This window comes from Methylosinus sp. sav-2 (assembly GCF_004366495.1).
In the GTDB taxonomy this organism is placed as follows: domain Bacteria; phylum Pseudomonadota; class Alphaproteobacteria; order Rhizobiales; family Beijerinckiaceae; genus Methylosinus.
The window spans coordinates 1-7722 of record NZ_SOEJ01000032.1 but is presented as its reverse complement, the minus strand read 5'-3'; the positions used below and the strand labels follow the sequence as shown (position 1 = coordinate 7722).

General features: G+C 59.9%; 8 protein-coding genes. 1 reads left to right on the top strand and 7 read right to left on the bottom strand.

Annotated features, from left to right (window positions below; translation table 11 throughout):
- Nucleotides 1-396 precede the first annotated feature (396 nt).
- The 7 genes from EDE12_RS21400 to EDE12_RS21370 form a co-directional block, all read right to left on the bottom strand.
- On the bottom strand, nucleotides 397-1197 hold the full coding sequence (locus EDE12_RS21400; protein WP_064033698.1) for a class I SAM-dependent methyltransferase: 801 nt from the start codon (nucleotides 1195-1197) through the stop codon (nucleotides 397-399).
- A gap of 154 nt (nucleotides 1198-1351) precedes the next feature.
- On the bottom strand, nucleotides 1352-2548 hold the full coding sequence (locus tag EDE12_RS21395; protein WP_036290048.1) for a glycosyltransferase: 1197 nt from the start codon (nucleotides 2546-2548) through the stop codon (nucleotides 1352-1354).
- A gap of 97 nt (nucleotides 2549-2645) precedes the next feature.
- Complete coding sequence (locus EDE12_RS21390) at nucleotides 2646-2942, bottom strand: hypothetical protein (RefSeq protein ID WP_134188300.1); 297 nt, start codon at nucleotides 2940-2942, stop codon at nucleotides 2646-2648.
- On the bottom strand, nucleotides 2939-4081 hold the full coding sequence (locus EDE12_RS21385) for a glycosyltransferase family 4 protein (RefSeq protein WP_166671922.1): 1143 nt from the start codon (nucleotides 4079-4081) through the stop codon (nucleotides 2939-2941). The genes EDE12_RS21390 and EDE12_RS21385 overlap by 4 nt, the downstream gene beginning before the upstream one ends.
- An 88-nt stretch (nucleotides 4082-4169) precedes the next feature.
- Nucleotides 4170-4904 (bottom strand): class I SAM-dependent methyltransferase, encoded by a 735-nt coding sequence (locus EDE12_RS21380; protein ID WP_134188299.1) that lies wholly within the window; start codon nucleotides 4902-4904, stop codon nucleotides 4170-4172.
- A 40-nt stretch (nucleotides 4905-4944) separates the two neighbouring features.
- A complete protein-coding gene (locus EDE12_RS21375) occupies nucleotides 4945-5793 on the bottom strand; it encodes a methyltransferase domain-containing protein (RefSeq protein ID WP_166671921.1) in 849 nt (282 codons plus the stop codon).
- Between the two features lie 56 nt (nucleotides 5794-5849).
- The gene (locus EDE12_RS21370; protein ID WP_051592315.1) at nucleotides 5850-6578 is read right to left on the bottom strand and encodes a class I SAM-dependent methyltransferase; all 729 of its coding nucleotides are present in this window, start codon (nucleotides 6576-6578) and stop codon (nucleotides 5850-5852) included.
- Nucleotides 6579-6904: 326 nt separating this feature from the next.
- On the opposite strand from EDE12_RS21370, the gene EDE12_RS22420 reads away from it, so the two are divergent.
- Entirely contained in the window at nucleotides 6905-7621 is a 717-nt protein-coding gene (locus tag EDE12_RS22420; protein WP_245275687.1) for a hypothetical protein, read from the top strand.
- The last annotated feature ends 101 nt before the right edge of the window (nucleotides 7622-7722 follow it).

The following is a 7722-nucleotide window of genomic DNA, read 5'->3' as shown; positions in this document are numbered from 1 at the left end:
CTCCCGCAAAATCCCGATGATCTGCTCTTCCGTGAACCGTTTCTTCTTCATCGTGTCCGTCCTGCAATCGGCCGGACTCTAATCGATGCTGGTGGAGTTTTTCAGGGGCAGGTCAGCTCGTCGTAAAATGCGTGCCCCGGAGAGCGCGGTAGCTCGGCCCAGCCGACAACCAGATCCCCCCTGCGTCCCCGTCTCACGCCGCATCGCCATCAAGCCAACCTCAGCCGAATCTCACTTGGAAACCGAATCAGCCAGGCGCGACTTCGTCAACGGGCTGTTACGACGCCGCATCATCGTGAATGGGCTGGTTCGCGCAAATGAAGCGCCGACTTCATCGCGCTCACGCCGCAGCCGAGCCGGATGCATGCATCCGTCCGCAGAACGTCTAAGCCGGGCTCAAATCGGCTTCCTCAACTTGAACAAAGCTTCTCCGCCACGCTTGCTCAACTTACCGGCGTAGGCCGCCTCGAGGAGATAATTGATCTGATGCAGAATGCGGTCGCCGAACGGCAGGCAGATTCCGTAACGACGCATCTCAGCCAACTCGAACCCGGCCGCGGATCCAGCGGCAAGTATCTCGTCCTTGGAGAAAGCTTCGACCTTGTAGATCACGCGTCGCAACGGCGACCGCGCGTAGAGGGTGCTGATCCAGGCGCCTGGATGGTCTGTCAGAGTGGACTGCAAGATGAGCACGCCACCACGCCGGAGGCTGGTGAAGGCGCGCGCCAGGAGTTCTGGGAGGCGACCAGTGTGCGCAATCAAACCAAGGCAAAGGATCACGTCAAATCGGTCAGCGCCCGCCTTCGTCAGCAGTTCGAATCCGTCTTCATTAGTCCATGTAATACTGCCGGCCGGTGGCCGCTGCTTGAAACCTCGCTGAGCCAACTGCAGCATTCCCGGGCTGATGTCATTCACGAGCAACTCGTCGAATGCGAGGAATGAGGCAACTGCATGGGTAATCTCGCCTGAGCCCGCCGCAATGTCGAGGAGCGCACGCGGTTTCTCTCCAGACAACAATTCGACAGTGAGTTGGCGTCGCAGTTGAAATTGAACCGCGGCACCAGTGTGTGTGTGGGGGTCAAAGTTGGTCGCGTAACTTTCCGCCAATCGTTCAAAATGCCCCGCCACAGCCTCTTGGCAGGGGGCGGCTTCCGCCGGTTGCTGGCTAGAAAAAACAAGGCCTTCAGAATTTCTCATCGTGTCCTCTGTCAGCGGCGATCACTGCCGGTCAAGTTACAACTCTGGTGCAAACGACGGGCGATGGGCACGGCCGCTCGATGCGAGGAGCGGGGTGAGTATGATGTCGACCTTTGACGTTCTTTTCACAAAGGCCGGGATCTCGTTCGCGAGATCATCGCTGTCTGCGTGCGTCGATATTGCGCGTGGCGATCACTCTGTGGAGCAGTTCCACCTGAAGTTTGAACTTTTCACTGGAACTTGGGTACGCGCGCGGCAATTGTCGTCGTCCGGCCGTGATGAGGCGCGAGCGCAGTTCCGCAGAGCGAGCGAGCTCGATCAAGCGGGCAGCGATTTGGTCGACATCCTGTGGTGGCACGAAGATCGCCGCGTCTCCGCACAGCTCGCGCGCAAAATCCATATCGGACGTCACCAATGGTCGCTCGAAGAAAAAGCTTTCAGGATAGACGGCGGTCGAGGCCTCGCGCAATGTCGGCAGGAATACTGCGGAAGCGGCTCGATAGGCGAGCGCCAGCTCGTTGAGCCGCAACGTGCCCACGGCAACGAGGCGATCCGCGATCCCAAGCCGCTTCGCCTCGGCGGCAATCGCGCGCCAGTGGGGACTCGACGGCTCCAGCGTGAATCGGAACTCAAAGTCCAACTCAGGATCGAGCCGTCGCATCGCCGCCGCGACTGGGGGCGTAATCTCAAGATTCTTGTGGAGATAATATGCCGTTGGAATCAAGATTCCGAAACATCCAATGGGCGGATCCTCTCCGGGACTGTGCTGCGCGAGAAGCGGATTGACGCAGTTTCCGATCACGGAAATTCGGTCTGGATCAATTTGGAGGCGGCGTGCCAACCTGTCGGCAACCACTTGCGTTTGGACTGCAAAATGATCGGCTTGGCGAAGCGCGATACACCGTAACCAATCGGTGAGCTTCCCGAGGAGCGTCGGCGATGTGAGCGGGCCGTCGGGTTTATAAATGAGAGTGGGAAGCGCAAAGCCGACGACATGGTAGGCGCGCGCGCGAAAGTATGCCGGCCCGCTAACCGTGAATACGATATCCGGCGCAAATGCGGCTTCGATATGGGGCAGCTTATAGCGAAGCCACACGCGGTCAAAATTGTGTCTTTTCTGCACGAAGAACACACGAGCATCGAAAGCGACTTCCGGCGGAAGGAAAGACTGGAGTGGGATGGGCACAACCGCCTGCCAATCGATATCGGACTGTTGTCGCAAATTGACGAGGAGGGCGATAGCTCCTTGAACCCCTCCCCCCCAGGCGAGCGGCGTGCAATCTACGAGAACTTTCATTCCAGAAACCTTGGGAGAGCCGGTTGGAGTGTGGGTCTTGCAGGCGAAAATCAAGGGGCGCTCGACGTGCGGCGTTTGGTCGATGACAAAATGCAGTCACCACCTGCTCACCTCCGCCGACGAAGAGCGGCGTAACCACCGAGGAATCTCGCTATTGGCGCCTTGTGGGATTTGCGAGGGAATACCCGCCCGCATACCGCGGCGTCACTTGGCCGTCGGCGGAGGACAGTCCTGGCATGAGGTAGAAGTAAACGAAGCTGGTCATCAACAGCATGCACGGCAGAGAAATTGCGCCGAGCTTGAATGACTGCACCGAGACGAAATTGGCGATCGCCAGCAACGCCAAATTCAGCAGGCCCGTTTTCGATCCAATCAGATCGGAAATTGCTCTAAGATCGGAAAGAGAGTGAGCAATCCCGGTTCGACCCTGATTGAGATCAGGAGTCATGCCTTCGGCTCAGCGAGGCGGACGTCGCTCAAACCTGCCAGCTTTCGGATGACTGCGACAAAAGCGCGACCGCAGGCCTCGTCGCTGTATCGTTGCGCGGTCGCCAGCGCCGCCGCCGACATGGCGGCCCGCAATCGCCGATCGGTTACGATGCGCGCGATTCCATCGGCTATGGCTGTTCCGTCGCGTTCGGGAACGATCAGGCCTTCGACGCCGTCCTGAACGACCGAACCACTCGATTCTGTCGTGACCACCGGAAGGCCGTTGGCCAGGGCCTCATAAATCGATGTCGCGGACCCTTCGGCGAGCGAGGGCAGACAGAATACATCCGTGCGCGCGAACTCCTCCGCCATCCGTTCGCGGTCGAGCGCGCCGAGGAAGACGAGGTCTTGTGTCTCCGGCCGCGCTCGGACAATCGGCGACACCCGACCGGCGACAATGAGTGCGATGTTCATTCCCCGCTGGTTCAAGATGCGCGCCGCCTCGGCGAGATACGGAATGCCCTTGCGCAGGCCCGCCGCGCCGGCGAACAACACTCGCCCCGGCTCCGGCCGGGCCTCGCGCAGCAGGACGCCGCTGGCGCCGTAGGGAACGAGCCTCACCCGCGCCGGATCGAAGCCGGGCAAATCTCCGAGATCGCGCGCCACGGCCCGCGAGGGGCAAAGGTAGAGATCGGATATGGCGACGAGGCGGCTCATTCGTTTGCGGTAGAATTCGATTACTGACGGGGAAGTGCTGTCGCTTTCCCAACCCGGCCATCGCGAGCGTTCCTCGTGTTCGATCTCGAGATATTTGGGCGTGACGACAAAATCGGAGACAATCCGCGCGCCGCGGCGCTTGGCAAACGCCAGGAACGAGCCGCCATTGCCGTGATAATTGACGACAATGTCAGCGCCCTCGAGGCCGCGCAGGCGATTGGGCCAAGCGAGCGCCTCGTCGATCAGCGGGTAGGCGCGTTCCGCATGCAGAAAGGACATCGACGTCGAGACGAGGTTGGGCAGCACGCTAGCGTGCAAGCGTGCGCTAGGCACACCGCGAACCGTCCGGCGCGCGATGGCCCCGCGAAGCCGCGGCGCGAACCGAGCGGCGAATTGCGCCAATGAGCCAGCATCGCCCTCCGGCCAGGCGGCGTCGGTCACGAGACTATGCAGCAAATTCGCGGCTTCCAAATGTCGCGCATAGACGAAGTTTCGTCGCGCGCCCTGCTGGATCATCATGACTCGCCGTTCAGTCATGATCGCTCATGGGCTTCGTGGCCATCGCCTCGATCTGAAACCAGCGGCGATCGAGTTGCCCCCAGACCCGGCAACAGAAATTAAACACGGGGCGTCCGAGTCGTGCGAGCTGCCTGCTCATCCTGGGCGGCCATTTGTGGATATAGGGCCGGGAATATTCGACCTCATAGCCAGCCGCCTTGAGCAGATTGCCAATGCTCTGCGGGCTCCAGGAATAGACATGCTGATTGATGTCCTTCGTCTTATAGACCCAGCTGATGTTTTCGCAGGGAACCACGATGTGCAGCTTGCCACCGGGTTTCAACAGCGGTTTCAAGGCCCGCAACTCCTGCCAGGGCTCGAGCGCATGCTCCAACGCATTGTCGGAAATGACGACGTCGATGCTCTCCTGCCCGATCGCCGCGAGCGCTTCTGCCGCGTTGGCGAAAGCCCGCACGCCATTGCTCACTGCGGTCTCGCGCGCCGTGGCGTTGGGTTCGATGGCGAATCGCTCGGCGCATTCGAGATTGGCGAGCAGGAATCCCCCGCCGCAACCCAAATCCAGCACCCTCGATGCAGGCTCGATCGATTTGCGAAATTTGTCGATATTGGCCCATCCGCCAAATTGCCCTCCATCCTTCTGCCACTCGAAATAGGCTGCATCGTAATGCGCTGATACTGTCGGACGCGCCGTTGCTGGTTCGCTCATTGAATGTGCTCGCTTACTGTTCCATGATTCCGCCTCCACGCGACTGCGCGGACTGCATTGTGTTCAACCTGTCCCGCAATCAAAATCGGTCCTGATCTGGGCCTTTGAAGGCGATAAAGCCTAGTTCATAATTTTCCCATGGATCGCCGCCGCTCGGAGATTCATAGCGGCGCCGCGATCTGGAAAATTGGGCGTCATAAAACACATCGTCGAGAAAATTCGGGTGGACGCCGCCCCACATCGTGCGCCACGACTGCGGAAATCGCTCTCGATGGCGTGCGGAGCCGTTCGGCGCCACAGCAATGAATACACCGCCCAGCCGCAGGCATTTCCATGCCAGATCGAAGACCTTCGACGGCGCTGGAACATGTTCGAGGACATGGGCCGAAAAAAAACAGTCGAAGCTGTTGTACAGCGGATGCTCTTCGTCGATCGCAAAGGGGTCGTCGACGTGGCGAACGCCTAGCTTCGCGATGCCGTAATTGCGGCGATCCTCGGCGATTTCATAGGACTCGACGTCATATCCAGCGCGGGCGAATTGATAGCTGCCGTAGCCCCAGGAACAGCCGAAGTCGAAAACCTTGTCGCCTTCCGCGACGCCGTGTCGCTTCAAAAGTCCGACATAGCGGGAAAAATCCCGCTCCGAGCCGGCGAAGTTCGCGGCGGTCAACGCTGCGATTTCCGTGTCGGAGGGACAAATCATGGCAGTCCCTTCCTGGTAATGGAAATTGTAAAATATCTTGTTGAACTCTTCCGTGTCCGTCGGGCCGCGGAACTGGAGACGACACTCGTCGCAGCGCATGAGCCGCGTCACTAAGAACTTCCTGTCTATTTCTTGCGCGGCCGCAGAACCGCAGTTGGGACAGATCCATCCCGCCGGATCAGCAAAGCGTAACGCGCTTCGCAGAAGATATTGCAGTCGGCTCATTTGAAACCCTTTGGCGCTCCGTTGCAGCCGTTTGAGCATGGCCGACAGACGATGCTCTATCCGTGTTTGTCTTCGCGGGTCGCGAACACCGCCAGTGTTTGCGCCGCCCGGTAGAGGTCGGGCCCGCTCGGCCTCGTGCTCATATAATAGACGTCAGGAAATTTCGAGCGTAAGCTCAGAACATCGTCATGGATGGAATAGGAGTAATACACCCCATCTCCTTCGCTGAAATGATACCCCCGGAAGCCGGTACGAATATAGTCACAAATCCTCCAGAGGCCGAGCGCATTCAAAATCTGTTTCATCGCCCGACTTTTAAAACTGCCCTGCCCGAAATTATTTGCGTCGGAGATAAATACGGCTCTACGCGCCACCCTGCACATTTCGGCGACCGCGCGCCGATGATCTTCGATATGATGGAGTATCCCGAAAGCGCAAACGACGTCGATGGAATTATCAACGAACTCCAACGCCAACGCATCGCCCGCGACGAGCTGGGTCTCCGCCAGTCCCTTTGCATAGGCGATTTCGCGAAGCGCCTGAGACGGCTCGACGCCCTTCAATTCGAGACCGGGCCGATCTTTCAGATAGAACAGCGCGCGGCCCGTTCCCGAGCCGACATCCAGCACACTCGTGAAAGCATATTGGCCGATCATCGCGGCGAGCCAACCGAGAGCCTTGGCGTGCTCGTCTCTCGGATCGATGTGAAGCGCATCGTAATCGGCGGCGGCGGCGGCGTAATATTCGGCCAGCGCCTGCTTCGCGGCGGCGACGGGGTCGGTCATGTCGTCGTTCCTGAATGGGCCGGCCGAGCCTGCCTGGGCGATCCACTCGCGGCCTGCGACGCGGCTCGCGCGATAAGCGCTGTCGTAGACAATTAGCGCTGGTCCATGCTCAGCCGCGCAACGTAATTCTCGAAAGCAATCTCTTGCCCGGTCACGCCTCGCCTCGCTTGCTGTTGCGCAGCGATCGAAATTCGAAAAGCGCCGCCAAAATCGATGTCGGGGGCCGCTAGAGTATCCGTTATGGACAAGGGGCTTTTTCAGCCCAAGTGCGATCATCGCGCAACAAGGCGCTGGCGAGGACGATCATTCTGCGCATAAGGGCGGTGATGGCGACCTTGCCTGGCTTCCCCTTGAGGAGCCTGGCAAAGCCGGCCTTCATCTGCGGACTGTCGTCGGACAGCCGCGAGGCCAGCGAGGCTCGACGCCTGTCCTCCTTCGAGGCGGCCGAGTTCTGGCATTTCGATGAGCAGGGCGAAAGCCGTGAATTTCGAGACTCCGGGGACGGAGAGGAGAATTTCGAACCGGCGAGTGAGGAGCGGATCGCCTTCGATGCGCTGTTCGACTGCGGCGTCTATCTCCACGATTTTCGCGTCGATTTCGGCGATGCGCTTTTTGTTCCGCCTTTCGAGCAGCGAAAGCGTGATCGCCTTCGCGCGGTTCGTGGCGGCGGTGCGGTCTTTGATGAGCGCGGCTCTCGCCAGATGCAATTCTTTCAGCTCGGCGATGGTCTGGCTGACGCAAGGGCGAGGCTCGAGGTCGAGAGCCTCTCCCATGCGCGCCAGCATGGCGGCGTCGGCACGATCGGTTTTGACGAGCTTGCCGGCGGCCTCGGCGAAGCGGCGCGCGTGGCCCGAATTGACTTTGGCTATCGGCAGACCGGCTATGTCGAGCGCGCGTTCACGCGCGCGATGGTAAGGGCCGGTGGGCTCGAACACGACACGCTTCACCGGCGCGGCGCCCATCCATTTGATCAAGGCCTTTCGGCCGGTCTTGTCATTGGCGAAACGGCGCGCGGCTCCGTCCACGAGGTGACGTGCCCCTGAAAAATCCCACCAGCATCGATTAGAGTCCGGCCGATTGCAGGACGGACACGATGAAGAAGAAACGGTTCACGGAAGAGCAGATCATCGGGATTTTGCGGGAG